The sequence below is a fragment of the Allobosea spartocytisi genome (assembly GCF_014764685.1).
In the GTDB taxonomy this organism is placed as follows: Bacteria; Pseudomonadota; Alphaproteobacteria; order Rhizobiales; family Beijerinckiaceae; genus Allobosea; species Allobosea spartocytisi.
The window spans coordinates 183,667-202,408 of sequence record NZ_JACXWY010000001.1 but is presented as its reverse complement, the minus strand read 5'-3'; the positions used below and the strand labels follow the sequence as shown (position 1 = coordinate 202,408).

The 18,742-nt window shown below is 63.5% G+C and carries 31 protein-coding genes, 1 tRNA gene and 1 pseudogene; 20 read left to right on the top strand and 13 right to left on the bottom strand.

Annotated features, from left to right (window positions below; genetic code table 11):
* Window positions 1-33: 33 nt before the first annotated feature.
* The 9 genes from IED13_RS00995 to IED13_RS00955 all read right to left on the bottom strand — a co-directional run bounded on the left by IED13_RS00995 (window position 34) and on the right by IED13_RS00955 (window position 4,592).
* Window positions 34-267, bottom strand: coding sequence for a hypothetical protein (locus tag IED13_RS00995; protein ID WP_191123071.1), 234 nt, complete (start codon window positions 265-267; stop codon window positions 34-36).
* Window positions 264-1,148 (bottom strand): hypothetical protein, encoded by an 885-nt coding sequence (locus IED13_RS00990; RefSeq protein ID WP_191123070.1) that lies wholly within the window; start codon window positions 1,146-1,148, stop codon window positions 264-266. The genes IED13_RS00995 and IED13_RS00990 overlap by 4 nt, the downstream gene beginning before the upstream one ends.
* On the bottom strand, window positions 1,145-1,882 hold the full coding sequence (locus tag IED13_RS00985) for a Rha family transcriptional regulator (protein ID WP_191123069.1): 738 nt from the start codon (window positions 1,880-1,882) through the stop codon (window positions 1,145-1,147). The genes IED13_RS00990 and IED13_RS00985 overlap by 4 nt, the downstream gene beginning before the upstream one ends.
* Entirely contained in the window at window positions 1,882-2,226 is a 345-nt protein-coding gene (locus IED13_RS00980; RefSeq protein WP_191123068.1) for a DUF1064 domain-containing protein, read from the bottom strand. Before IED13_RS00980 ends, IED13_RS00985 begins: the two co-directional genes overlap by 1 nt.
* A complete protein-coding gene (locus tag IED13_RS00975; protein ID WP_191123067.1) occupies window positions 2,223-2,396 on the bottom strand; it encodes a hypothetical protein in 174 nt (57 codons plus the stop codon). Before IED13_RS00975 ends, IED13_RS00980 begins: the two co-directional genes overlap by 4 nt.
* Window positions 2,393-3,049, bottom strand: coding sequence for a helix-turn-helix domain-containing protein (locus IED13_RS00970; protein ID WP_191123066.1), 657 nt, complete (start codon window positions 3,047-3,049; stop codon window positions 2,393-2,395). Before IED13_RS00970 ends, IED13_RS00975 begins: the two co-directional genes overlap by 4 nt.
* Complete coding sequence (locus IED13_RS00965) at window positions 3,050-3,463, bottom strand: hypothetical protein (RefSeq protein ID WP_191123065.1); 414 nt, start codon at window positions 3,461-3,463, stop codon at window positions 3,050-3,052.
* A gap of 650 nt (window positions 3,464-4,113) precedes the next feature.
* Entirely contained in the window at window positions 4,114-4,383 is a 270-nt protein-coding gene (locus IED13_RS00960) for a GapR family DNA-binding domain-containing protein (RefSeq protein WP_191123064.1), read from the bottom strand.
* Window positions 4,380-4,592, bottom strand: coding sequence for a transcriptional regulator (locus IED13_RS00955; protein ID WP_191123063.1), 213 nt, complete (start codon window positions 4,590-4,592; stop codon window positions 4,380-4,382). The genes IED13_RS00960 and IED13_RS00955 overlap by 4 nt, the downstream gene beginning before the upstream one ends.
* Between IED13_RS00955 and IED13_RS00950 the strand changes: the two genes are divergently transcribed.
* On the top strand, window positions 4,497-5,399 hold the full coding sequence (locus tag IED13_RS00950) for a helix-turn-helix domain-containing protein (RefSeq protein ID WP_248312400.1): 903 nt from the start codon (window positions 4,497-4,499) through the stop codon (window positions 5,397-5,399). The genes IED13_RS00955 and IED13_RS00950 overlap by 96 nt on opposite strands.
* A gap of 137 nt (window positions 5,400-5,536) precedes the next feature.
* Here IED13_RS00950 and IED13_RS29035 read toward each other — a convergent pair whose 3' ends face one another.
* The gene (locus IED13_RS29035; protein ID WP_260368261.1) at window positions 5,537-5,671 is read right to left on the bottom strand and encodes a hypothetical protein; all 135 of its coding nucleotides are present in this window, start codon (window positions 5,669-5,671) and stop codon (window positions 5,537-5,539) included.
* A gap of 265 nt (window positions 5,672-5,936) precedes the next feature.
* On the opposite strand from IED13_RS29035, the gene IED13_RS00940 reads away from it, so the two are divergent.
* The 15 genes and pseudogenes from IED13_RS00940 to IED13_RS00870 all read left to right on the top strand — a co-directional run bounded on the left by IED13_RS00940 (window position 5,937) and on the right by IED13_RS00870 (window position 13,113).
* Window positions 5,937-6,713 (top strand): DUF7666 domain-containing protein, encoded by a 777-nt coding sequence (locus IED13_RS00940; RefSeq protein WP_191123060.1) that lies wholly within the window; start codon window positions 5,937-5,939, stop codon window positions 6,711-6,713.
* On the top strand, window positions 6,713-7,036 hold the full coding sequence (locus tag IED13_RS00935) for a hypothetical protein (RefSeq protein ID WP_191123059.1): 324 nt from the start codon (window positions 6,713-6,715) through the stop codon (window positions 7,034-7,036). Before IED13_RS00940 ends, IED13_RS00935 begins: the two co-directional genes overlap by 1 nt.
* On the top strand, window positions 7,036-7,275 hold the full coding sequence (locus tag IED13_RS00930; protein WP_191123058.1) for a hypothetical protein: 240 nt from the start codon (window positions 7,036-7,038) through the stop codon (window positions 7,273-7,275). The genes IED13_RS00935 and IED13_RS00930 overlap by 1 nt, the downstream gene beginning before the upstream one ends.
* Window positions 7,276-7,467: 192 nt before the next feature.
* The gene (locus IED13_RS00925) at window positions 7,468-8,187 is read left to right on the top strand and encodes an ERF family protein (RefSeq protein ID WP_191123057.1); all 720 of its coding nucleotides are present in this window, start codon (window positions 7,468-7,470) and stop codon (window positions 8,185-8,187) included.
* On the top strand, window positions 8,180-8,815 hold the full coding sequence (locus IED13_RS00920) for a lambda exonuclease family protein (protein WP_191123056.1): 636 nt from the start codon (window positions 8,180-8,182) through the stop codon (window positions 8,813-8,815). Before IED13_RS00925 ends, IED13_RS00920 begins: the two co-directional genes overlap by 8 nt.
* The gene (locus IED13_RS00915) at window positions 8,815-9,219 is read left to right on the top strand and encodes a recombination protein NinB (RefSeq protein ID WP_191123055.1); all 405 of its coding nucleotides are present in this window, start codon (window positions 8,815-8,817) and stop codon (window positions 9,217-9,219) included. Before IED13_RS00920 ends, IED13_RS00915 begins: the two co-directional genes overlap by 1 nt.
* A complete protein-coding gene (locus IED13_RS00910) occupies window positions 9,209-9,571 on the top strand; it encodes an HNH endonuclease (protein ID WP_191123054.1) in 363 nt (120 codons plus the stop codon). Before IED13_RS00915 ends, IED13_RS00910 begins: the two co-directional genes overlap by 11 nt.
* A 133-nt stretch (window positions 9,572-9,704) precedes the next feature.
* A complete protein-coding gene (locus tag IED13_RS00900; protein WP_210323449.1) occupies window positions 9,705-9,995 on the top strand; it encodes a hypothetical protein in 291 nt (96 codons plus the stop codon).
* Window positions 9,992-10,150, top strand: a complete 159-nt coding sequence (locus tag IED13_RS00895) for a hypothetical protein (RefSeq protein WP_191123051.1) — start codon at window positions 9,992-9,994, stop codon at window positions 10,148-10,150. The genes IED13_RS00900 and IED13_RS00895 overlap by 4 nt, the downstream gene beginning before the upstream one ends.
* A 2-nt stretch (window positions 10,151-10,152) precedes the next feature.
* Window positions 10,153-10,557 (top strand): hypothetical protein, encoded by a 405-nt coding sequence (locus tag IED13_RS00890; protein WP_191123050.1) that lies wholly within the window; start codon window positions 10,153-10,155, stop codon window positions 10,555-10,557.
* Between the two features lie 400 nt (window positions 10,558-10,957).
* Entirely contained in the window at window positions 10,958-11,377 is a 420-nt protein-coding gene (locus IED13_RS00885; protein WP_191123049.1) for a hypothetical protein, read from the top strand.
* Window positions 11,374-11,541: pseudogene (locus IED13_RS29310) on the top strand (hypothetical protein); the annotation flags it as partial. The gene IED13_RS00885 and the pseudogene IED13_RS29310, both read left to right, overlap by 4 nt.
* 14 nt (window positions 11,542-11,555) lie before the next feature.
* The gene (locus IED13_RS28510; RefSeq protein WP_210323448.1) at window positions 11,556-12,581 is read left to right on the top strand and encodes a tyrosine-type recombinase/integrase; all 1,026 of its coding nucleotides are present in this window, start codon (window positions 11,556-11,558) and stop codon (window positions 12,579-12,581) included.
* 35 nt (window positions 12,582-12,616) lie between these two features.
* Window positions 12,617-12,760 carry a type II toxin -antitoxin system TacA 1-like antitoxin gene (locus IED13_RS29305; RefSeq protein WP_191123047.1) on the top strand — a complete coding sequence of 48 codons (144 nt, stop codon included), beginning with the start codon at window positions 12,617-12,619 and terminating at the stop codon, window positions 12,758-12,760.
* Complete coding sequence (locus tag IED13_RS00870) at window positions 12,760-13,113, top strand: hypothetical protein (RefSeq protein ID WP_191123046.1); 354 nt, start codon at window positions 12,760-12,762, stop codon at window positions 13,111-13,113. The genes IED13_RS29305 and IED13_RS00870 overlap by 1 nt, the downstream gene beginning before the upstream one ends.
* Window position 13,114: 1 nt before the next feature.
* On the opposite strand, the gene IED13_RS00865 is transcribed toward IED13_RS00870, so the two are convergent.
* Together IED13_RS00865 and gph are read right to left on the bottom strand one after the other, a co-directional pair.
* Window positions 13,115-13,189: transfer RNA gene (locus IED13_RS00865), tRNA-Val, on the bottom strand.
* Between the two features lie 152 nt (window positions 13,190-13,341).
* Window positions 13,342-14,031, bottom strand: coding sequence for a phosphoglycolate phosphatase (gph, locus tag IED13_RS00860; RefSeq protein ID WP_142020410.1), 690 nt, complete (start codon window positions 14,029-14,031; stop codon window positions 13,342-13,344).
* Between the two features lie 186 nt (window positions 14,032-14,217).
* Here gph and IED13_RS00855 point away from each other — a divergent pair, with 186 nt between their 5' ends.
* The 4 genes from IED13_RS00855 (at window position 14,218) to IED13_RS00840 (ending at window position 17,255) form a co-directional block, all read left to right on the top strand.
* Entirely contained in the window at window positions 14,218-14,598 is a 381-nt protein-coding gene (locus tag IED13_RS00855; RefSeq protein WP_081925338.1) for a hypothetical protein, read from the top strand.
* Window positions 14,599-14,739: 141 nt separating this feature from the next.
* Window positions 14,740-15,441: a ribose-5-phosphate isomerase RpiA gene (gene rpiA / locus IED13_RS00850; RefSeq protein ID WP_191123045.1), complete on the top strand. Its 702-nt coding sequence runs from the start codon at window positions 14,740-14,742 to the stop codon at window positions 15,439-15,441.
* Window positions 15,442-15,553: 112 nt separating this feature from the next.
* On the top strand, window positions 15,554-16,051 hold the full coding sequence (locus IED13_RS00845; RefSeq protein WP_038361780.1) for a DUF2059 domain-containing protein: 498 nt from the start codon (window positions 15,554-15,556) through the stop codon (window positions 16,049-16,051).
* Window positions 16,052-16,211: 160 nt separating this feature from the next.
* Window positions 16,212-17,255: an SDR family oxidoreductase gene (locus IED13_RS00840; protein WP_191123044.1), complete on the top strand. Its 1,044-nt coding sequence runs from the start codon at window positions 16,212-16,214 to the stop codon at window positions 17,253-17,255.
* Here IED13_RS00840 and IED13_RS00835 read toward each other — a convergent pair.
* Window positions 17,236-18,735 carry a tripartite tricarboxylate transporter permease gene (locus IED13_RS00835; protein WP_038361784.1) on the bottom strand — a complete coding sequence of 500 codons (1,500 nt, stop codon included), beginning with the start codon at window positions 18,733-18,735 and terminating at the stop codon, window positions 17,236-17,238. The genes IED13_RS00840 and IED13_RS00835 overlap by 20 nt on opposite strands.
* Window positions 18,736-18,742 lie beyond the last annotated feature (7 nt).

The window sequence follows — 18,742 nt, the reverse complement described above, 5'->3', positions numbered from 1 at the left end:
GCCCTGCTTCCGCTTTCGACCGGCTTTGGCCATCTATTCATCCCTCGCGTTCGGGGTGGTGGGCTTTTGGCGGACGACCGGCCCAAGATCCTGCTCAGGCACGATCCAGCGGCCATCACGCTCGGTGACGTTGCGCATGGCGCAGGGGCAGCGCGGTTCACCGTTGCGCGGGCCGATGCAATTGCAAGCGAAGGTGTCCACCCAATTGCGGGGAGCGGTGCTGTAGGCGCCATGGAGACCATCTCTGAAGATGCTGCCGGTGCTCATGCTGCGTTGCTCCTGCTGTTCGGGGGATTTTGGGTGGCGGAGAAGTACCAGCCTTCGGCCTTTGTTTGGGGATGCTGGGTGGTCATCCCCGGCTTGTGGCCCGCAGCGACACGCTCAGCCCATTCGGGCGTGTCCTTGACGATGAAGACCTTAGGAAGCCCGCTTGCAGAGGCTGGCGGTGCGCGCTTGGCCATGGCTTCCGAGATGATCGGGGCGTAGTAGCGCCACGACTGGATACCGTTCTTGGGGGCAGGCCGCGCTCGCAAGGCCGGGAGAATGTCGCGGTCAAGATCGGCTTGCCGATGAAGCAACTCCGCTATCGGGGCGAATGACCCCAGCCGATCGGAAGCCGCAGCCTCGCAGCAGCGCCTTTCTGCCTCTTGCAAATCCAAAACAGGCGCGCCCGCGCTAGATGCTGCGCTAGCAGCATCTTTTGTTTCTTCCTCTGTATCTGTATCTGTCTCTGCTTCTGGTGCGTCACTGTGACGTGACGCGACCGTCACCCCACCGTCACGCGACGGGTTAGCGTCTTCGTCACTCCGCGATGCTCGCTTGTCACGGTAACGTTTCTGGCGCTCAGCCGAGCGGTCGGATTGAAACTGACGGTCGCCCCACTTTGCCACAGAACCCGCGTGAATTCGGCCCAATCCCTCCAGGCTTTCCAGAATGCTGAGAATGTCAGCCTCATCCGCTCGGAGAAAGTAGGCGATCTCGGCGGCGTCGATCTCGTATCGTCCTGCATCATCGATCTCCGCAGCGCTTTCGAGAATGGCGCCCCATACCCAAACGACGCGCTCGACCGTCTGGCGGGACTTTAGCGCGGCACGCACGAGCTTGTCGTCGCGCATCATGCCGGCGTAATGGCGAAACCATCGGCTCATGCTCGCGCCCTCCGCTCTGCGCGGCGCTGGCGAAAGACATGGACCGGGTTGACCCAAGGGCCACGTTTGATCTGTCGCGGGGCCGGTAGCGAAAGGACAAGGTCCGTCAGCGCGTCGAGATCACCCTTGATCTGAGCTACCCGGACATCCTCGTTTGCAGGAACGGAGAGCCGTGCAAGTTCAGCCTCCATCGCATTGAAGGCTTCGATGTAGCGGGCTTTCCAGGCTGCTGCCGCCGGGCCAGTGAAGCCCATACAGACCATGACGAAGCCGTCTCGGGTCAGGCTGAAAGCCCTGTAGCTGCGGCCCTTTTCGTCGATGTAGGAGATCGGCTCAAAATTGAGCCGATCAAATTCGGGGCCGATATCGCGGCGCACTTGGTCGATCGCCCGAAGCACGTTCTTGTGCTCCTTGTCGAAGTCCTTGGCGATATCGAGCGACGTGCAGCGGGCCACGCCTTCCCGCAGAGCAACAGAGGCCGAACCGGAAATGACCGGCTCCTCGGGCTCAGACGCGCCAAGCAAGCCATATTCGCGCAGCTTGCGGCGGATATAGGCACGCTGATTGAGAACAGCCCGAACATCCCCTGGCGTGCTGGCGCAGACTGTCTTCTCTTGCGGGCCATTCGGCGCGGACCAGAGGACGCAATGATGCTTTCCCCCGACTTCGACGCGGCCCTTTATCCCGACGCTCTCAAGCTCCGAGAGAACGGCTTCGATGACTTCATTCGCCATCAGAACCTCTCAACTTTCCAGCCGCCGCCCTTGCTCTTGGCAAGGGCCTGCACGGCAATGAATTGCATGGGGTAGATGGAGGCCGCGACTTTGATCTTGACCCGTGCGTCGTCTTCCCAGTGGCCTTTCACCTCGTGGCATTCGAGGGCGCCATCTGCCTTGAGGACCAGGAAATCAGGGCTGTAGAACGTGTTGTCAGCCAGCCGGAGCTTTGCGGCTTCGAACTTCCACCAGAGCACATCCTTGCAGGCGACGAGCGTGTCGAGGAACGCCGCATACGACGCCTCGGTCTTGTTCATTGTGCCGACCGGGAGACGGCCCAGAGCGCGGGTTGCGAAGTTCATTGACCGCGCTCCCGGTCACGAGCGCGGGCCTTGGCTCGCTCGATCAGTTCGGCCATGTCCTGAGGCCGGCTCTCAAGTTCTCGCTCGCAGGCTTCGATAAAAGCTTGCTCGTCGCGGAGCGCTTTCTGCTGCCGGGCTTTCTGAAGGCGGTCGAAGGAGATGATGTTCACCGCTTGCGCCCTCCGAGGCCGCGAACGTTCTTTCCGGTACGGTCATTCTCGCGGCGGATAGAGTGAATCACGGTGGTGTGGTCGCGCATGAACTGACGCCCCAGCTCCATCAAGCTAAGGCCGGTTTCATTGGCTGCGAGCCAAATCGCCTGCTGGCGCGCGAGCACGACGACCTCGCTTCGCCCCTGTCCAAGAATGTCGGTCGGGAGAACGCCGTACTTGTCGGCGCACATGTTGATGATGCCCCGAATTCGGGTCTTATTGCTTTTCTCTTGGTTGACCACAAGCTTGTAGAGCGCCGTGATCTCTTCGCCCCTGGCGGGCGAAAAGAACTCTCGGCTCGGGCGCATGTAAAGGACAACGCCAAGACTGCGAGCCTTGCTCATGACCGCATTGGAAGACCGGCGGAGCTTCGTCCCGATAGCGCGAGCCGAGAACCGATCCGCCGCCATGCTCAGCAGGATTTCGATTTCCTGCTCTTCCCAAAGCATCCCATTGCGGCGACGGCCGGCGAGATGAGGCACCCCACCGGTCTCCAGTCGGCTTGGCCCAGTAGGAATCACGACAGCTTGAGGCAGGGGCAATGCCCCCATGCGCTTCAGGCGCTCGATGCGGGCTGCATGAGCCTCTGCGAGAGCGGGGACGAGGCTCATTTACGCAATCTCTCGATCAAAGACACGACGCACTCGACGAACCAGATCGCGCCATCGAGCAATGCGATCGCCATACGCATCGGGAGACTTGGCGGCGTACCGGAGCGCCGCGTATTCCAACCTGTCGGCATGGCGCTGCATTTCCTTCGTGAGCATGTGTTCTGAGATTTTGACTTCGGCCTCGAAGAGAGCTTCGTCGTCGGCCAAGCCAATGGACCGGGCTTCGCCCGCGTGAAGCGCCCTGACACGCCTTTCCCCGAGACCGAGGAATTTGGCCGCCTTCGGGATCGCTTCCTTGATGGGGCGAGCAGGGGCAACAAAGCTGAAGACGCCCGCGACGCGGGACTGAATATCTACGAAACGCATATCCGAGCCCTTGGGTGAGATTTCCAAGCGGGTGGCTGAGGCTTCCATGACCTTGGGTTCCGTTCTGACGATCCTGAGAACGTCAGAGGGGGAGAGCCATGGAGAGGCTGGACACGATCACGCGGAGGGTCTTGGCGGACTTGCGGGATCGCATGGAAGAGGCAGGCGGGACGGCTGATGAGGCCGCCCCGCCACTCGCGCAGCGAACGGGAGGGGAACTCCACGCGAGGAAGGGTGATGCTCATCCGCGTAGCTCCAGCAGGCGGATGGCGAAGAACGCCGCAGGGCTGGCCGCGAAGATCAGCATGAAGCGATAGGCAGTCATGCCGGGTCGTCCTTCGCATTAGCCAGAAGGCCGGCGATGAAGACCCCGATGCAGGCGCCCAGAGAGACAGAAACGAAGAAGCCGAGGATGGTCATGTCAGGCACCCTTCTCCGCAGAGCGCTTGAGCTGACCTTTCGATCTGACCTCGCCAACCCGAACCGGGTCGGAGATCAGATAGCCAAGGCCGAGCTTTTTGAGCCGGCCGAACGCTTGCGGGATGCCGGTCCATCGCCTCTCCGATTTGGGAGAGAGTGTTGCCTTCACGGAGCATCCTGCGGGCAAGCGCGACATCGAATTCCTTTCGGAACTGGATCCGGGTGGATGCGGGCTCATCGTCGGAGACAAAGCGATGGATGATGAGGTGATGGCGCATCTAGGCTGCCTCCTCACGCGCACCTACACGTATCTGCGAGGCGTCGAAGGCTTCGATGTACACATCGGCGATCGTCTGACGCTCGACGGCGGCCGGCGTCTCAGCTTTGCCACGCTGGCGGATCGTGCGAACGGCGAGCCCGAGCGCGGACTTGTCGAAGCCGTGCGAGGCGGCCTCGGCATAGATTTCTTTGCGATCGGCTTTGATCTCGTCTTCCTCCGCATGGGTGCGAAGGATGCGTTCGATCAGGGTGACGACTTGATCGCTCATGCCGCCCTCCCTTCAGAGGGCTTGGCGCCGAAAACGTCGGGCCTCAGATCGTGTCGCGAGATGCCGGTGATGCGCTCGATGTCGATGACGCGAAGCGGAGGCGCTTGCTTCCATTGAGCAATGGCCTGCGACGAGACACCAAGTTCCCGGCTAAGAGCGACAGGCCCTCCAGCGGCTTCGATGGCTTTTCTGAGTGCGATATCCGTCATGGCGACGAATATAAGACTAACTTACATTTTGATGCAAGCGATACTTTCATTGAAGCCGTGAAAGCGCCGCTTACCATGCGCTGCATGGAAATTGAGTTCAAAGCCATCCTTAGAAGGGCGCGCAAGGCGGCTGGAATGACCCAGCAGCAGGTTGCCGACGCGCTCAAGGTCAAGCACCCGGCCGTCAATCAGTGGGAGACGGGCAAAACGTACCCCTCCACCGACAACCTCTTCGCTCTCGCCAACCTCCTCGGGCCTTCCATCCTCAATTGGAAGGAACAGGGGGAGGCGGATAATTCCGTAACCGCACCCGCAGTTGGCTCGACAGGGCTGGTTGAGTCGAACGTCGAGTATGAGCAAGGGCCGTTTCGGCGGCCACGAGTTACCGGCCCTCATGATATCGAGGAGCTAGGCGTCACGATGGGCGGCGATGGCGAGGATGATGCCGCTTTCGAGATGAACGGCCAGGTCATCGACCGCGTTAAGCGGCCGATTGGCATCCTGGATCGGAAGAATGTCTACGCTCTGCGCGTGACTAACACGAGTATGTGGCCTCGCTTCAAGCACGGGGTGCGCGTCTATATCGAAGACCGGCCGCCGGCTATCGAGGACCATGTGGTGATCGAGCTGAAGCCGACCGAGGAAGGTCGGCCCGGCAAATCCTTCATCAAACTTCTGACGGCTATCGACTCGCGCAAGATTACAGTGGAGCAATATAATCCTCGTGGCATTCTCGAATTTGGACGCCATGAGATCAAGAAGGTGTGGCGGGTCATCCCCGATGAAGAATTGCGCGGGGATGCCTGATGAGCACCACTGAAATAATGCTGGCCATTGGCCTCGGAATCCTCGTTGGGATCTCGTACCAGCTCAGAGCCATTAGTAGGCAGATTGAGGCTCTGATTAAGCTTCGCTTCCCTGATCTTTTTGAGCGGTAGGCGTTGCTACTCCGCCGCCCTCAGGATCGGCAGCAGATACATATCCCGCTGATCGCACTGCGAGCATCGCAGCTTCGGCTTGAGCTGCTGCACCGTTAGAATGCCCTTTGCCGCGATGGCGCGCAGGTCGCGTCCCTGCATCCGCTTGATGTGTCCGCAGCACTCGCAGCGGATCTGAAGCGCCGGAATATCAGCAAGCGGAACCTCCCCAGACCAACCCATACTCATAGCCAGCCCTGCCTTAGTTCTTGATATGTTCTTAATTAGCCAGACGGCGCGTTAAGAGTCGAGTCGCGAATCAGCAAAATTCGGCGGCGCATAAAAAAGAAAGCTGCCCTTACATTTTCGCTTGCATCAAAATGTAAGCCATGCTTTTATCTCCTCACGAACAGAGGAGACGGCGGCAATGGCCACCAAGGCGAAGAAGCAGGCAGACAAGGTTGAGGCCCCCGCCAAGGAGGCAGCCGCAATCACTTCGATCAAGGGCTTCGACCACGAGTTCAAATGCCGTGGCTTTCAGTTCGAGGTCGGCAAGACCTACGAAGTGAAGGGCGACGTTAAGGCCTGCCGCAACGGCTTCCACGCCGTCTCGATGGATGCCCCTCTCCATGTCTGGGACTTCTACCCGATCATCGACGATGAAGGCCGTCTGACGCGCTATGCCATCACGGAACAGACCGGCGCGACCGACGAGGAGAAGACGGAGAAGGGTACGAAGATCGCCTCGGCTTCCATCTCGATCAAGATGGAGCTCTCGCTGCCGGAATTCATCCGCAAGGCAGTTGAACGCATCGTCGATCTGACGAGGGGCAAAACTGCGGATGCCGCCGGCTACTCCGCCCAGATCGGCAGCAGCGGCTACTACGCCCGGATCGGCAGCAGCGGCTGCTCCGCCCAGATCGGCAGCAGCGGCGACTACGCCCAGATCGGCAGCAGCGGCGACTACGCCCAGATCGGCAGCAGCGGCGACTCCGCCCGGATCAATTCGACGGGCCGGGATGCGGTCATCGCGTCTGCCGGCCCCGGCACAACCGCGAGCGGCATTGACGGCGCGTGGGTCAGCCTTGCTGAATTCATTGACGGTAAGTGCGTTGGCTTCGCTACCGGCTGCATCGGCAAGGACGGATTGAAGCCCAACACGGCCTACCGCGCTCTGGGCGGGAAACTGGTGGAGGTCGAGTGATGGCCACCCCCTACCGCGAATTCGATTTCCGCCACGACGACTTCCACATCGACGGTGCGTTCTGCATCTGCGAACCGCTGCTGATCGAGGCATCGAACGGGCTGCGCGGATTCAAGATCGAGAGCGTCCGCCGGCTGGTGTCGGATGACCATGCGGTGGCCGTCCCGACCTGCATCTCCGACTACATCTCGGCATGGGCGCTGACTGACGCCGGAAAGGCGAAGCTTCAGGAAGCCTACACCGCCTCTCTCCCCGACGATGGCCAGAGCTACGCCTACACGGCGCCTCGGGATCATCGGTCGATCTTCGCGAGGGTGGCGTGATGAACGCGGTCGCCCTCGAAAGCTTCAACACCTGGATCGGCTGGGCTCAGTGCGATCTTCGCAGTCTGCCGACAGCCGATGAGGCGCCGAAGTCTCGCTCCCTGCTGCTGAGCACGGCCCGGCATTCGGTCCGCCACGCTCTCGTCGCTGCCAACAAGCTTGGGTGCTCAGCGCGCAAGGCGCTCTGCTTGCGCGTCCTCAACTGGATCGCTGCCGACATGCGGAGGCTGCCGTCATGACGACCCTCGTCCGCCGCGCTCTCATCCTCTGGCGAGCTTGGAAGGCCCGCAAGGTCTTTGGCCCTCAGGTTGAGCAACTCCGCAACGCCATTGACCGAGCCCGCAAGCACCATCGCCCGGTCAAAGACCTTTCCCGCCGTCTCCGAGAAGCCACCCATGCGCGCCTCCGCGCTGAGCTGGGAGTGAAGTGACATGACCGAAGCAGCCCTCACCATCCACACCGAGCAGCCATCCCGCGCCGTCGCTATGACACCGGTTGACATGCTGAGCCTCGCCGTCGAGAGGGGCGCAAGCGTCGAGACGCTGGAAAAGCTCATGGGCCTCCGCGAGCGCTATGAGGCTAGTCAGGCCCGCAAGGCTTTCGACGAGGCCGTGGCGGACGCCAAAGCTGGCATTCAGCCGGTGCTCAAGAACCGCGAGGGCCACAACGGCAAGCGATACGCGGACTTTGCCGCCATCGCCAAGGCTGTTGACCCGATCATCAGCGAGTTCGGCTTGTCCTACCGTTTCCGCACCACGCAGACGGATCGGATCAACGTCACCTGCATCCTGTCCCACAAGGACGGCCACAGCGAGGAAACGACGCTTTCCGGCCCTGCTGACGCCACCGGCAACAAGAACGCAATCCAGGCCATCGGCAGCACGCTGACCTACCTCCAGCGCTACACGCTGGTTCAGGCGCTCGGCTTGGCCGCATCGGAAGACGATGACGGCCGGAAGGCTGGCGCGGCCGATGTCCAGACGATCACCGAGGAGCAGGCGATGCTCCTACGTGAGCTGATCGAGGCGACCAACTCGGATCAGCGCGGCGTGCTGACCTACGTCCGCGCCGACGACATAGAGTCCATCGCGGCTGACAAGTTCGATGGCCTCGTGGCGATGCTCAAGCGCAAGGAGCAGCGCCGTGGATGAGCTTGTTCAGGGCAGCCCCGAATGGCTGGCGATCCGCGTCGGCAAGGTCACGGCCTCCCGCGTCGCTGATGTCGTCGCCAAGACGAAGACCGGCTACGGCGCCAGCCGCGCCAACTACATGGCCGAACTGATCGCTGAGCGCCTGACTGGCGCGCCGGCCGAACGCTACACCAACGCGGCCATGGCATGGGGAACCGAAAAGGAGCCGGAAGCGCGTGCGCTGTACGAGTTCCTGACAGATGCCGAAGTCACTCAGGTCGGGTTCGTTCCCCACCCGACCATTTCGGACAGCGGCGCCAGCCCTGACGGCCTCGTGGGCGAGGACGGGCTTGTCGAGATCAAATGCCCGAACACAGCAACGCACATCGACACGCTGTTGGGCCGGAGCATCCCGGCGAAATACGAGACGCAGATGCAATGGCAGATGGCCTGCACAGGCCGACTGTGGTGCGACTTCGTCAGCTACGATCCTCGGATGCCGGACAGCATGCGCCTGTTCGTCTGCCGCGAAGAGCGCAACGACGCGATGATTGCGGAGCTTGCGGAGGAAGTCGGCAAGTTCCTGGTCGAACTGGACGCGAAGGTAGCGAGCCTCACGGCGCTCTATGAGCGCAAGGAGGCGGCGTGATGTCTCGCGCCCTCGTCATCCTCGATAGCCCGATGGCTCGCAGCCGTGCCGCCTCATGGGTCATGAAGGCACCTGCCGGCACGCGCTGCGAGTTCAAGGCCAGCAAGCGCAGCCTTCCGCAGAACGATCGCATGTGGGCCATGTTGACCGACATCGCCCGGCAAGTTCCGTGGCATGGCCTGACGCTCAAGCCCGACGACTGGAAGCTGATCTTCCTCGATGGCCTCAAGCGTGAGCTGCGGGCGGTCCCCAATCTGGACGGAACCGGCTTCGTCAATATCGGCCGCTCGTCGTCGGATCTGACGAAGCAGGAGATGACCGACCTCATCGAGCTGATTTTCGCGTTCGGCGCGCAGCACGGCGTCGTCTTTGCTGACGACCGGGAGGCCAGCCATGCGGCGTAAGCGCTCCGACACCGCCCGACGCGCTATCTGGCTGCGATTCAACAAGACCTGTCAGATGTGCTTCCAGCCAACTGACGAGCGCGGGTACGATCTGGACCATCATATTCCGCTGGAAATCGGCGGTGACGATAGCGACGACAACCTGCGCCCGCTCTGCCGTCCGTGCCACCGTCTGAAGACGAAGGGCGATGCAACCGACATCGCGAAGGCGCGGCGCCGTCAGGATCGCCACACCGGGACGCACACGCCCGCCGGCTCTCTGCAATCCCGAGGCTTCGACAAGCGGCCTCCGCAGCGGCGCGCGTCGGCTCCTCTCGCCAGGCCCCTTCCTGCACGGAGGATCACGCCTTGAATCGCCTCTACATCCCCCAGCCCACAGCATGGCCGTCAGACCCGATTGGAACCCAGGCTCTGAAGGTGATGTGCTTCTGCCTCTTCATGCTTGGCGTCTACGGCGCCGTTCAGCTCCTCGAAATCATGGTGCGGTGATGTTCTACGTCGGACAGAAAGTCGTGTGTGTGGATGATGGCCACTACCATGCAAGCTATCCCTTCGAAAAGCCCGTGAAGGGGCGCGTTTACACGGTCAGCCGCGTCTATGAGGCGGATGATGACGGCGAAGTCATGCTTTGCCTCGACGAACTGGACCAGCCGGGCAATCATGAGTGGTACCAGGGTGACCACTCCTATGCTTACCGCCCCGTAGTCGAGCGCAAGACCTCGATCGAAATCTTCAAGGCGATGCTGACGCCGAAGACCGAGCAGGTGTCGGCATGAACTGGCACGAACCTCTCATCACGCCCGCTACGGCCTTCTACTGCGTGGTTGGCTGGCTCGCTATCGAGGCCCTGATCTGGATCGTCCGTCGCGTCATGGCTGAAGGGAAGGCGGAGCCAGACCTGTACGAGCACGTCGATGGGGAGGGAAGGTGATTATGAGTGGCATCCGCGAGACTCAGGCGCCTGCATGGCCTCGTTGGGGAAGCTTGGAGCCGGGCAAAGCGGTCCGCCGCCGGAGCGACATTTACGTCGGCTGCGTCGTGTTCATCCACGACGTGAACAACCGCGTTTATCTACGCCAGCACAGCGGCCCTGATCCGCGCCATTTCTTCGTGCCTCGCGAGGTCATCGGAGAGACAAGCCGATCATGGATCGTAGGCTGGTCGGGTCGCGGCGAGAAGCACCCTAAAGGAGCGCCTGTTCACCTGTTCGGGCTCGACGATGTCGAGGATGCGCTGTGGGTCAGCGAGCATTCGTATCGGCTAAGCCAGCACATCAGCCGCATCCGGGATGCAGATCTTCTTCGAGCAATCGCCAAGCTAGCGGGCTTCACCCCATGACCCTCTCCTCACTCATCTCGCGCGTAGAGGAAGGGGAAGGGGCTGATCGCGTCATTGACGGAGCGATCTACGATTTCCTTTCGACCGGGCTATCCGTCAGCGCAGAGCACATCGTTACCCACACCGCCCCGAACCCTAGCTGGCTGCCCCGCTATACCGGATCATTGGACGCCGTCGTCTCTCTGATCGGGCAGAAGCTGCCGGGGTGGGAGTGGAGCGCCACGGGTCGAAAAGGCCCGTGCTACGGCCACGTTTGGCCGGCGGGCTGGCGCGATGACCGAGCGGTTCTTGCTGAGGCTATGTCCCCCGCCCGCGCTCTCCTAGCCGCCTGCCTGCGCGCCCTTTCGGCTCTGGAGGACAGCAAAGCCGGTCTCGCGGATGCCAACTCAAAGGACCGCCCATGACTCATGATGAGAAGATCGTCGAGGCGGTGGCGAGGGCTATCGAAGGCGAGATCGATACCATCGAACTGGTTTCTGCCTCTCCTGAAACAATCCGGCGGCTCAAGGCAGCGCGTATCGCCCGCGCCGCCATCACCGCTTATCAGGCAGAGGCGTGGCAGCCTGAACTCGTCTGGACTGAACCGGCCCCTCCGAACGGCAAGTCATGCTTCTACGACCATGTGCTGGCCGAAACTCCCTTCGGAAAATTCTCGATCGAATGGAAGAGCTGGAAGGCGCACGACACGTACGCAGTGATGTTCTGCGATGGGTTCGTGGGCGCCAAGACAACGTTGGATGGCGCTAAATTGCTCGCCGCCGATTGGTTCGCCAAGCGCGTCAGAGCCTGCATTCCCCCCGCCCCAAAGGCCACGCCATGAGGGGGGAGAGCGCAGAACGCGTCGTCGATCGACGCCCGTTGACACCAACCATGCTGGCAGAACGCTGGCAGTGCTCAGAGCGTCATATCCGAAACCAGATTGCCGCAGGCCGGCTTCGCGCCTTTAGGGTAGGGGGCAAGCTCCTTCGCATCTCGATGGACGCTGTGGAGGAATACGAATGCCAGAGTATCGCCTGTGCCTCTACCGAGGGAAGTTCGCCGTCACATGGGTTGATGAAAAGCTCGGCAGACAACGCCGCTCGCTTGGCACGGCTGACCGTTCGGAGGCCAACCGCCTCCTAGTCGATTTTGAGGTCGCGCAGACACGGGCGACGACTCAGGCCGCCCCGCAGACCATCGGGATGTTATGGGCGGCGTATCGCAAGCATGCGGAAGGCCGGCCGGTCGCGGTGACGATGGGCCATGAGGAGAAGGCGCTGAAAGAGCGCTTCTTCCACCTGCCGCCGGAGGCAGTCAAAGATGCGCTCATCGACGAGCACATCGCCGCCAGGCGAGGGCAGGGGAGGTCGGACGGAACGATCTGGACCGAGCTGGGCCATCTGCGGATTGTGTTTTCGTGGTCCGTCAAGAAGGGGCTGATCGCCAAAGCACCTTATGTGAAGCGTCCGCGCCAGCCGGCACCAAAGCGCGACTTTCTGACGCGCGACCAGTTCAACCTTTTTCTCTCCAAGTGCGAGCATCCGCATCTGCGGCGATTCGTCATCATCGCCATGACAACAGGAGCGCGCACGTCCGCCATCTTGGATCTGACGTGGAATCGGGTGGATTTCGAGCGCGGCCTGATCGACCTTTCGACCGAGAGCGGAAACAGGCGCAAGAATCGCCCCACCGTCCCGATGAATCGCAGCCTTCGTGCCGCTCTTGCTGAGGCAAAGAAAGGCTCCATCGGCAACTATGTGATCGAATGGGCGGGCGAGAAGGTCGGCTCGGTCAAGAAGGGTATCGCAGCCGCCGCCAAGCGCTCGGACCTGACGTTCGTCACGCCGCACGTTCTGCGCCACTCGGCAGCCGTCTGGATGGCCGAAGGCGGCCGCCGGATGGAAGAAATCGCGCAGTTCCTGGGCCACTCGGATAGCCGCATCACCGAACGCGTCTACGCAAAGTATTCTCCGCAGTTCCTGCGCGAAGCCGCAGACCTGTTGGAACTTGATTCCATTGCGAAAATACCTCGAAAGACCGCTTGACGGCGCGCTCATCTCGTGCGCACAATGGGCGCACGATGAATAGCAAATCAGACCGCCTCTATATTCGAGTGACCGAGGCCGAGAAGGCTTTGATCCAGGCAGCAGCTGACCGTGCCGGGCACCCGGTCTCGCGGTTTGTGGTCGCGGCTGCGCTGGCTGCGGCTAGGAAGGTGAAGTGATGACTGCGGCTGACGATAGGCGCCCGGAATGGCCCTATAAGCTGACCGAGGCGCAAGTATTGCTGCTGGCGGGGCACATTACCCAGATCAATCATCGGTGGGAGATGACTGGGGTTGATACGTCTAGGAATTGGATCGAGTTTAAGAGCGATAAGGGTAAGGCCTTTTCCGCTCCCGATGGGTGGGCTGAGCTTTTTGAGTTCGCGCCAAACCATCACGCAAGCCTGATCCGTCCGAACTATCGGGGCGAGCAGGCGATCAAGCGCCTAGACGAGATTAAGAAATTTGAGGCGAAGCATGCGACGGAGCGCGCTGAGTTCGAGCGCCTCAAGCGGAAATTCGACGCCGTATAAATGGTGGGCGATGCAGGGTTCGAACCTGCGACCCCTGCCGTGTGAAGGCAGTGCTCTACCGCTGAGCTAATCGCCCGTGGTTCATGTGAACCATCGGCCCGGAGGTAACCAGATGCAGCGATTGATGTCACCCCCCCCGTGTGAAGGGAGTGCTCTACCGCTGAGCTAATCGCCCGGACGGGCCTCTCCTAGTCGGCGCGCCCGGTGCCGTCAAGGACGGTTCTGCGCTCAGGACGCGATCGCCACCGGATCGAGGGCGCGCGCGACGGCGGCGGGAAGCTCGTCGAAATGCTGGATGATGAAATCCGGCTCCAGCGTCTCGATCGGCACGTCGGTATAGCCGAAGGGCACGCAGATCGACGGGATGCCGGCAGCGCGGGCGGTTGCGATGTCGGTGCGCGAATCGCCGATCATCACGGCTCGCTTCGGATCGCCCTTCGCCGCCTCGATCGTCAGGGTGAGATGGCGCGGATCGGGCTTGAAGAAGGGGAAGGTGTCGCGCCCCGCCACCGAGGCGAAGCGGTCGGTGATGCCGAAATGGTCGAGGATCAGCCGCGTGTGCAGGATCGGCTTGTTGGTGCAGACGGCGAGCGCATAGCCTTCGCCGGTCAGGGCGTCCATCGCGCCGAGCACGCCGTCGAAGAGATGGCTGCTGGAGGCGACGTCCTGCGCGTAGATCGTCAGGAAGTCCTGGAAGAGGCGCTCCAGCGTCTCCGCGTCGAGCGGGCGACCCGAGACCTTGAAGCCGCGCTCGATCAGCGCGCGGGCGCCGGCGCCGACCAGTTCGCGGGCCCGCTCGTAGGGCAGGGCCGGCAGGCCCTCCTGCGTGAGGATGACGTTGAGCGTGCGCATGATGTCGGGCGCCGTCTCGGCCAGGGTGCCGTCGAGATCGAAGACGACGATGGGGGCGAGGCTCATGGTCGCGTTTTCCCTCAGGCCGATTGATCCGGCCGCATGGCGATCGCTTAAAGGTTTTTCGCTCCGGCTTGGCAAGCGCGTCGGGCGCAACCCGGCCAGACGCCACCTCAAATCCGCCCGGCAAGATGCTATCCTGCGCTCGATTCGCCGCAGGTCGGCGCGGCAGGGAACCTTGTGATGTCGAAGATGGTCGAGAAGCTGCCGCTGCGCGGCGCGCGCGCCCTGCGCTGGTCCTTCCTGTCGCTTGTTGTCGCCGGCCCCGCTTTCGCCGGCAATTTCGAGTTCGCGCCGGCGCCGCAGAACGATCTCAACCGCGTCTACCGGATCGAGAGGGCGACCGGGGAGGTCGGCGCCTGCCAGTTCCAGCTCAAGGAAGGCGGCGTCGGCATCACCATCTGCTTCCCGGCCGGCGAGGGGGCGGGGCCGCAGACGCCGGGCGAATACGGGCTGATGCCCTCCCGGCACGAGAAGGAGGGCGGCATCTTCCGCGTCAACCTGCGCACCGGCGAGATGAGCATCTGCTACGTCTTCGACGACAAGACGGTGTGCACGCCCCAGGCGAAATAGCGCAGTGGCGGGCCGCAAGGCTGGACTTTAAAGGGCTGGACTCTCGCGCTCCGGCGCGGCAGGAGGGCGCCGTCATCCGTTGCGGATGGGTCTGACCTTCTCAAATCAACCACTCGCTCAAACCGACGCCCGGGCAGGACGATGAACGCCGACGAACTGAAGAAGCAGGCCGCCGCCCGCGCGCTCGATCTGGTGCGGCCCGGCATGCGGCTGGGGCTCGGGACGGGCTCGACCGCCAAGCATTTCGTCGACCTGCTCGGCCGGCGTGTCGCCGAGGGGCTCGAAATCATCTGCGTCGCGACATCGGAGGCGACGCAGGCCCAGGCTCTCTCCCTGAACATCCCGATGTCGACCCTCGACGAGACGCCCGAACTCGACCTGACGGTCGACGGCGCCGACGAGGTCGATCCGCAACTGCGCCTGATCAAGGGCGGCGGCGCGGCGTTGCTGCGCGAGAAGATCGTCGCGGCGGCTTCGGCACGGATGATCGTCATCGCCGATGACGGCAAGCTCGTGCCGCGGCTCGGCCGCTTTCCCCTGCCGATCGAGGTCGTGCCCTTCGGGCTGGAGGCGACGCGGCGGGCGGTTGCGATCGCGATCACGGCGTCCGGCGCGGCCGGAGAACTGAAGCTGCGCCTGCGCCCGGATGGAAGCACGCTCCTGACCGATGGCGGTCATTTCATCCTCGACGCTCATCTCGGCGCCATCGATCAGCCGGAATTATTGGCTCAGGCTCTCAACACGGTTCCGGGCGTGGTCGAGCACGGCCTGTTCATCGGCCTCGCGGCGGGGGCCATCCTGGCCGGCGCTGAGGGGCTGAAGCTGCTCGGCCGGATCGAGTGATTCCATTCCGACGCGATCCACGCTAAGGAACGCGCGAACGAGATCGGGCCGCGGGTCCGGAGGCGCAGCCGGGCTCCGGTCGGCTCCTCAACGACGAAGGGGTTTTGAACGTATGATCCGCCACTCTCTCGCCAGCGCGCTTCTGGGCCTGGCGCTCATCTGCGCCGCTCCCGCCTTCGCCCAGGCGCCGGCATTGGCGCCGAGCCATCTGCAGGCGGCCCGCGAGGTCATGACTCTGACCGGCGTCACGCAGAATATCGACAATATCTACCGCGAGTTCGAGGAGAGCGCGAAGCAGCTCATCGCGACGAGGCCGGAAGCGAAGAAGGACATGGAAGCCGTCGTCGCCGAGCTGAAGCCGGAGGCCGACAGGCGCGCCGAGGAGATGACGAAGACCGCCGCCGCGATCTTCGCCAGCAAGATGACCGAGGCCGATCTCAAGGCGGTTTCGGCCTTCTTCAACTCGGATGTCGGCAAGCGCTACACCAGCCTGCGCTCCGAGGCGATGCAGGCGCTTTTCAAGGAGCTCGAGCCCTGGAGCGTCCAGACCAGCAACTACCTGTTCGACCGCTTCTCGCAGGAGATGCGCAAGCGCGGTCATACGCTCTGACGCAGCCGTGCGGTGCGGCTCCGCACTGCAAGGAATTCGGAAAGGCCGGTGGATTATCCGCCGGCCTTTTTTCTTCGATGGCGGAGGGTTTATGTCCCTGCATGACTGCGAAGCGCAGCGTGTTTGACCGCCCTTCCTCCCTGCGATGGAAAGCCTCGGCATGACCCGCCAGACCGTTCTCGTGACAGGCGGCTCCGGCTTTCTCGCCGGCCATTGCATCCTCGCTCTGCTGAAGGCCGGCTACGATGTCCGCACGACCCTGCGCTCGCCGGCGCGCGAGGCCGGCCTGCGGGCCACCCTGGCCGCTACGGGGGCCGAGCTCGACGGGCGGCTTCAGGTCGCGATTGCCGATCTGACGGCCGATGCGGGCTGGGACGCGGCCGTCGCGGGCTGCTCCCATGTGCTGCATGTCGCTTCGCCGCTTCTGACGGCGGCGCCCCCCGACGAGGACGAGCTGATCCGGCCGGCCCGCGAGGGCACCCTGCGCGTGCTGCGCGCCGCGCATCGCGCCGGTATCAAGCGCGTGGTCCTGACCTCGTCCTTCGCCGCGATCGGCTATGGGCGCCCGCTCGACCGCCCCTATGACGAGCGCGACTGGACCGATCCCGCCGCACCGGGGCTCGCCGCCTATCCGAAATCGAAGACGCTGGCCGAGAAGGCCGCCTGGGATTTCGTCGACGGCGAAGGGCAGGGGCTGGAACTCGCCGTCGTCAACCCGGTCGGCATCTTCGGCCCGCTGCTCGGGCCGGATCTCTCGGCCTCGATCGTGCTGATCCGGACCATGCTCGAGGGCAAGCTCCGCGCGGTGCCGCAGCTCATGTTCGGCGTGGTCGATGTGCGCGATGTCGCCGAGCTGCATCTGCGCGCGATGACCGACCCTGCCGCCGCCGGCGAGCGCTTCCTGGCCACGGCCGGCGACTTCATGACGATGCGGGCCATCGCGGAGGCGCTGAAGGCGGGGCTCGGCCAGCGCGCAGACCGCGTCTCGACCGTCGTGCTGCCGAACTGGCTGGTGCGCCTCGTCGCCCGCTTCAGCGCGACGGCCCGTCAGGCTGCGACGCCTGAGCTCGGACGGAAGAAGACCGCGACGGGCGCCAAGGCGATCGCCATGCTCGGCTGGCAGCCGCGACCGGCGGCGGAAGCGCTGGTCGCGACCGGGGAGAGCCTGTTCAGGCTCGGCCTGGTCAGTCCTCCGAGGCCTTGAACCGGTTCAGCCCCTTCATCGCGAAGGGTGCGATCAGGGCGAGCGCGGCGATGCCGAGCAGCGTCGCCGAGATCGGGTTCTCCAGCAGGATCATCGGGTCGCCGAGGCTGATCTGCAGGGCGCGTCGCAATTGCTGCTCCGCCATCGGCCCGAGGATGAGCCCGACCACCATCGGCGCGACCGGATAGTCGTAGCGGCGCATCAGATAGCCGATGAAGCCGAAGATGAAGAGCATGGCGAGCTCGACCGGCGAGCCGTTGACCGCGAGCGTGCCCATCGTCGCGAAGACGACGATGCCGGCATAGAGCCAGGGCTGCGGGATCGCCAGCAGCCTGACCCAGAGCCCGATCAGGGGCAGGTTCAGGATCACCAGCATGACGTTGGCGATGAACAGCGAGGCGATCAGGCCCCAGACCAGGTCCGGCTTCTCGGCGAAAAGGAGCGGGCCGGGGTTGAGTCCGTATTGCTGGAAGCCGGCGAGCATGATCGCGGCGGTCGCCGAGGTCGGCAGGCCGAGCGTCAGCAGCGGTACCAGCGTGCCGGCGGCGGAGGCGTTGTTGGCGGCTTCCGGCCCCGCGACGCCCTCGATCGCGCCCTTGCCGAACTCGTCGGGATATTTGCAGAGCCGCTTCTCGGTCGAATAGCTGAGGAAGGTCGGGACCTCCGCGCCGCCGGCGGGCAGGGCGCCGATCGGGAAGCCGAAGGCGGTGCCTCGCAACCACGGCGCCCAGGAGCGCTTCCAGTCCTCCTTGGTCATCCAGAGCGAGCCCTTGATCGGGATGATCTCCTCCGGAGCGTGGGAGCGCTTGGAGGCGACGTAGAAAGCCTCGCCCACCGCGAACAGGCCGACGGCCAGCGTGGTCACCTCGACGCCGTTGAGCAGCTCCGGCACGCCGAAGGTCAGGCGGGCCTGCCCGGTCAGCTTGTCGATGCCGATGAGGCCGAGCGCGATGCCGATGAACAGGCTGGTCAGCCCGCGCAGCGGCGAGTCGCCGAAGGTCGCCGACACCGTGACGAAGGCGACGATCATCAGCGCGAAATAGTCCCAGGGGCCGAATTTCACCGCGACCTCGACCAGCCACGGCGCCAGGAAGGCGAGGCCGATTGTCGCGATCAGGCCGGCGACGAAGGAGCCGATGGCGGACGTCGCCAGCGCCGGGCCGCCGCGCCCCGCCTTGGCCATCTTCGAGCCTTCGAGCGCGGTTGCCAGCGAGGCGCTCTCGCCCGGCGCATTGAGCAGGATCGCGGTGGTCGAGCCGCCATACATGCCGCCGTAATAGATGCCGGCGAACATGATGAGCGAGCCGGCGGGGTCAAGCTTGAAGGTGACCGGCAGCAGGAGCGCGACCGTCAGCGCCGGGCCGATGCCGGGCAGCACGCCGACCGCGGTGCCGAGAAAGACGCCGATCAGGCAGAACAGCAGCTTCGAGGGTTCGAGCGCGACCGTGAAGCCGTGGAGAAGCGAAAGCAGCGTTTCCATCGTATCC

What these genes read in the sequence shown, in the direction of transcription:
- IED13_RS00935 (WP_191123059.1), top strand. Translation starts at nt 6,713, where the DNA reads ATGGCCACCCCCTACCGCGAATTCGATTTCCGCCACGACGACTTCCAC.
- IED13_RS00990 (WP_191123070.1), bottom strand. Translation starts at nt 1,148, where the DNA reads ATGAGCCGATGGTTTCGCCATTACGCCGGCATGATGCGCGACGACAAG.
- IED13_RS00840 (WP_191123044.1), top strand. Translation starts at nt 16,212, where the DNA reads ATGACCCGCCAGACCGTTCTCGTGACAGGCGGCTCCGGCTTTCTCGCC.
- IED13_RS00960 (WP_191123064.1), bottom strand. Translation starts at nt 4,383, where the DNA reads ATGAGCGATCAAGTCGTCACCCTGATCGAACGCATCCTTCGCACCCAT.
- gph (WP_142020410.1), bottom strand. Translation starts at nt 14,031, where the DNA reads ATGAGCCTCGCCCCCATCGTCGTCTTCGATCTCGACGGCACCCTGGCC.
- IED13_RS29305 (WP_191123047.1), top strand. Translation starts at nt 12,617, where the DNA reads ATGAATAGCAAATCAGACCGCCTCTATATTCGAGTGACCGAGGCCGAG.
- IED13_RS00855 (WP_081925338.1), top strand. Translation starts at nt 14,218, where the DNA reads ATGGTCGAGAAGCTGCCGCTGCGCGGCGCGCGCGCCCTGCGCTGGTCC.
- IED13_RS00925 (WP_191123057.1), top strand. Translation starts at nt 7,468, where the DNA reads ATGACCGAAGCAGCCCTCACCATCCACACCGAGCAGCCATCCCGCGCC.
- IED13_RS00870 (WP_191123046.1), top strand. Translation starts at nt 12,760, where the DNA reads ATGACTGCGGCTGACGATAGGCGCCCGGAATGGCCCTATAAGCTGACC.
- IED13_RS00940 (WP_191123060.1), top strand. Translation starts at nt 5,937, where the DNA reads ATGGCCACCAAGGCGAAGAAGCAGGCAGACAAGGTTGAGGCCCCCGCC.
- IED13_RS00885 (WP_191123049.1), top strand. Translation starts at nt 10,958, where the DNA reads ATGACTCATGATGAGAAGATCGTCGAGGCGGTGGCGAGGGCTATCGAA.
- IED13_RS00915 (WP_191123055.1), top strand. Translation starts at nt 8,815, where the DNA reads ATGTCTCGCGCCCTCGTCATCCTCGATAGCCCGATGGCTCGCAGCCGT.
- IED13_RS00930 (WP_191123058.1), top strand. Translation starts at nt 7,036, where the DNA reads ATGAACGCGGTCGCCCTCGAAAGCTTCAACACCTGGATCGGCTGGGCT.
- IED13_RS00910 (WP_191123054.1), top strand. Translation starts at nt 9,209, where the DNA reads ATGCGGCGTAAGCGCTCCGACACCGCCCGACGCGCTATCTGGCTGCGA.
- IED13_RS00980 (WP_191123068.1), bottom strand. Translation starts at nt 2,226, where the DNA reads ATGAACTTCGCAACCCGCGCTCTGGGCCGTCTCCCGGTCGGCACAATG.
- IED13_RS00845 (WP_038361780.1), top strand. Translation starts at nt 15,554, where the DNA reads ATGATCCGCCACTCTCTCGCCAGCGCGCTTCTGGGCCTGGCGCTCATC.
- IED13_RS00965 (WP_191123065.1), bottom strand. Translation starts at nt 3,463, where the DNA reads ATGGAAGCCTCAGCCACCCGCTTGGAAATCTCACCCAAGGGCTCGGAT.
- IED13_RS00970 (WP_191123066.1), bottom strand. Translation starts at nt 3,049, where the DNA reads ATGAGCCTCGTCCCCGCTCTCGCAGAGGCTCATGCAGCCCGCATCGAG.
- IED13_RS00995 (WP_191123071.1), bottom strand. Translation starts at nt 267, where the DNA reads ATGAGCACCGGCAGCATCTTCAGAGATGGTCTCCATGGCGCCTACAGC.
- IED13_RS00985 (WP_191123069.1), bottom strand. Translation starts at nt 1,882, where the DNA reads ATGGCGAATGAAGTCATCGAAGCCGTTCTCTCGGAGCTTGAGAGCGTC.
- IED13_RS00835 (WP_038361784.1), bottom strand. Translation starts at nt 18,735, where the DNA reads ATGGAAACGCTGCTTTCGCTTCTCCACGGCTTCACGGTCGCGCTCGAA.
- IED13_RS00895 (WP_191123051.1), top strand. Translation starts at nt 9,992, where the DNA reads ATGAACTGGCACGAACCTCTCATCACGCCCGCTACGGCCTTCTACTGC.
- IED13_RS00955 (WP_191123063.1), bottom strand. Translation starts at nt 4,592, where the DNA reads ATGACGGATATCGCACTCAGAAAAGCCATCGAAGCCGCTGGAGGGCCT.
- IED13_RS00890 (WP_191123050.1), top strand. Translation starts at nt 10,153, where the DNA reads ATGAGTGGCATCCGCGAGACTCAGGCGCCTGCATGGCCTCGTTGGGGA.
- IED13_RS29035 (WP_260368261.1), bottom strand. Translation starts at nt 5,671, where the DNA reads ATGCAGGGACGCGACCTGCGCGCCATCGCGGCAAAGGGCATTCTAACG.
- rpiA (WP_191123045.1), top strand. Translation starts at nt 14,740, where the DNA reads ATGAACGCCGACGAACTGAAGAAGCAGGCCGCCGCCCGCGCGCTCGAT.
- IED13_RS28510 (WP_210323448.1), top strand. Translation starts at nt 11,556, where the DNA reads ATGCCAGAGTATCGCCTGTGCCTCTACCGAGGGAAGTTCGCCGTCACA.